This is a genomic window from Promineifilum sp. (SeqCode), from assembly GCF_041918635.1.
Classification (GTDB): Bacteria; Chloroflexota; Anaerolineae; order Promineifilales; family Promineifilaceae; genus Promineifilum.
In genome coordinates this window covers 1-2734 of the sequence record NZ_JAYRVJ010000554.1, presented here as the reverse complement: position 1 = coordinate 2734, position 2734 = coordinate 1, and the positions used below count along the sequence as shown (strand labels likewise).

Below are 2734 nucleotides of genomic sequence, written 5' to 3'. Positions count from 1 at the left end.
GCGCGACGGCCAGCCGCAGACGCTCAGCCTGACGTTGGGCGAGCGGCCCGACACGCCGGTACAGCAAGAGCAGCAGCAGTTGCCGATGCCGCAGCTGCCGTAAGGCGGTGGCGGAGTAAGCGAGCGAAGGGCGGTTCACGCCAGGGTGAGCCGCCCTTTTTTGTTGGGAGTCAGGCAATTCATTGCCGTTCTTCGCTCACCCATTAAGAAGGGCAATGAATTGCCTGACTACGAGCGGTTTACTGAAGAGCCAGCCACGCACCAGGATGGTATACAGTCCTATTCCTTCGGCGGATGCCAACCAGCTTCCACCCACAACCGTCGAGCCGCGACGATCTCTTCATGGTTCATTTTGAGCGCGGCGACCGTAACGTCATACCCACGCTGCTGAAGCAGCACAGCCGCCTGCGCCCGCACCAGCAGGGTGTCGCGGTACAGTTGTTCCAGGCGCTCGGCTTCGGCTTGCTCATCGAACGACAACCCCGCGCGCTGCTGGCGGGTGTGTAGCAATTCAAGCCGCTGGCGCAGCGCCGGAGGAAGCGTGGAGCGCGCCGCCTGCCAGAGGACGGCGTCGTTGAGATAAGCCATCTGCACAGTTGTAGGGCGATTTGCCAGAGCGCCCATCACCCTCGTCCCCCGCGCAACTCGTCAATATACCGCCACTCCAGTGTATCGGGGTGCTGGTACTGCCAATAACGCCATCCGTTGCAGGCTTTCCAGCCGGTGGCGTCTTTAGCCGCCGTCGAGGGCGACTGGTACTGCTTGCCGTTGAACGTCATGCTCCCCTTTGCGTCCAACAATTCACCGAGCAGGGGCGAGTTGGCGGCGGGGCGAACCGGCAAGGGGAAACTGACGGCCAGCGACTTGACGAGTAATGGGTGCCCCGTGTCTGGGGTTACCGGCTCCACGGAGGACGCGGGTGGGACGGGATCGCCGCCCATCTCACTCCACCACTCCTCATCAAGGGTCAATACGGTGTGGGACTCTTGGGTGACGCCGATGGTGTGTTTGATAAGCATCTCGATAAGTTCCGCGCCGTTGATCAGGCTGATGGGCGCTTTGCCGATGGCCTTGGCCTCAACGCGCGCGCCGGACGAATAGTCACTGGTCGTGATGATGATGCCCTGCTCGTGAGTGGTCAGCGAACCGCGCACGTCGCGCACGACGTTAGTCCGGACATTCCGCTTCCAACGCTTGACCTGGACGGCGGCATTCACCATGGTCATGTCGCCGGCGTTGAGGATGCCGCGCACGTCGATGCCGCCGTCGCCGCTATAGGGGGTTAACTTTATAGAGGACTCGTCGAAGCCGACAGCAATGAGTAGTTCGGCGATGAGCGCCTCAAAGCGGCTGGCCGGCATCTCATAAAGGCGCTGGCGCAAAGTCTGGCGGGTCAGATCGTTGATCGCCTCAACGCGCCGGGCGATGTCATCAGCCTGTGACCGGCGCTTGAGGGCGAAGTGTCCCCGGCCTCGCCGCTCGAAGCGCGAGTCCGGTCTCTTGGTATCCACGTAAAGACGCGAGCCCATCGTGGCGTCGGGGGTCAGGCCGGATGGGGTGATGAGCTGTTGGGCCATGGCCTGTCGGGAGATTTCCCGAAAGTGAAGGGGACGGCCTTCGTGTTCGAGGATGGTTTGGGCGGCGGTTAGGTAATCCACGGGTCTAAGCTCCTGTCGCGCGGATCATCCACGGATTTCAGCCATCGCGCAAACTGATGACAGTGAGGGCGACCCACTTTCTGTGGTGGGTTGCCCCTGGTCGCTCTCCTTGCCGCGGCTCGCCGTCCGGGCCTGTAGGCGAGTAACAACATAATCGACACACTGGTCGTGCGGGTTGAAACCCGTGGCTGGCAAGCGAAACCCGTTGAAACGGGTTGAAGAAGCCTCTGCAGGGCTGCAATGTTAGAGACCCGTTCACGGGTCGTTGTTCCCTAGCCCTGGGCTTCAGCCCGGGGCGGTCAGCGCCGTGACCCGCTTTCCAAAGCCTAGTGGCGCGCTGCACTTTTTGAAATGGTTCCCCCTCCGGGCTGCTCCCCGGTCTTTCATCCCCGGCCGAACTACTCACTGAACACCAATTCGATCATTCCAGCCCCCCACTCTGCCCAGAAAGCCGAAAAGGGTGGCAAGTTGGGTAGGCCGGACAGTGCCGGGCAATAGACAAGAATGGGACTGTGGTTGAAGAGACCGCGTCGCTTGCGGATGGGGAGAAGGGGTTTTCAGGGAAAAAGGGACAAAAACGGGGTCTAAAACGTTGTGCTATGCGAAAAGAACAAATGATCGAGCCGGTAATTGTTATGAGTGGCACATAACTAATTGTGGCGCTGGTTTCCTAGCTGGTTGGGCATACATACGGGATAAGAATCCCGTGCCACGCTTACTCCCGGAAGATCATCTCCCGCACTTCGCTCAGCTCCAGTTCCGCACCGGTCAGTGGGTGACGCTCCAGGAATTGGGCCAGCAGGGCCAGAGCCAGGCCAAAGACCTCGCTGCGGGTGGCGCCGAAAGCGGCGTTGAGCGTGCCGTGCAGCCGGCCGAGTTCCAGCACTTGCTGCGGCGAGAGGCGGATGCTAGTCCACCGCTCGGCCGGGTCGCGACTGGGCAGCGGCAAGTCCCACAGCAGGTAGAGCGATTCCAGGTCGGTGACGCCCTCGGGGATCTCGCGGGTGCGGCCGGCGACGGCCGTGCGCAACGCCTCGACGCGGGCGGTCAGCACCGACACGGCCAGATCGGGCAGG

At 61.9% G+C, this 2734-nt stretch carries 3 protein-coding genes; all 3 read right to left on the bottom strand.

Translation table 11 applies throughout. The annotated features are described in order from the left end of the window. Window positions 1-279 precede the first annotated feature (279 nt). Complete coding sequence (locus tag ACE3UY_RS16610; protein ID WP_374688608.1) at window positions 280-624, bottom strand: hypothetical protein; 345 nt, start codon at window positions 622-624, stop codon at window positions 280-282. Next, window positions 624-1658 (bottom strand): restriction endonuclease, encoded by a 1035-nt coding sequence (locus ACE3UY_RS16605; RefSeq protein WP_374688607.1) that lies wholly within the window; start codon window positions 1656-1658, stop codon window positions 624-626. The genes ACE3UY_RS16610 and ACE3UY_RS16605 overlap by 1 nt, the downstream gene beginning before the upstream one ends. A 715-nt stretch (window positions 1659-2373) precedes the next feature. After that, window positions 2374-2734 (bottom strand): hypothetical protein (locus ACE3UY_RS16600; protein WP_374688606.1); only part of this gene is annotated, 361 nt, incomplete at its 5' end.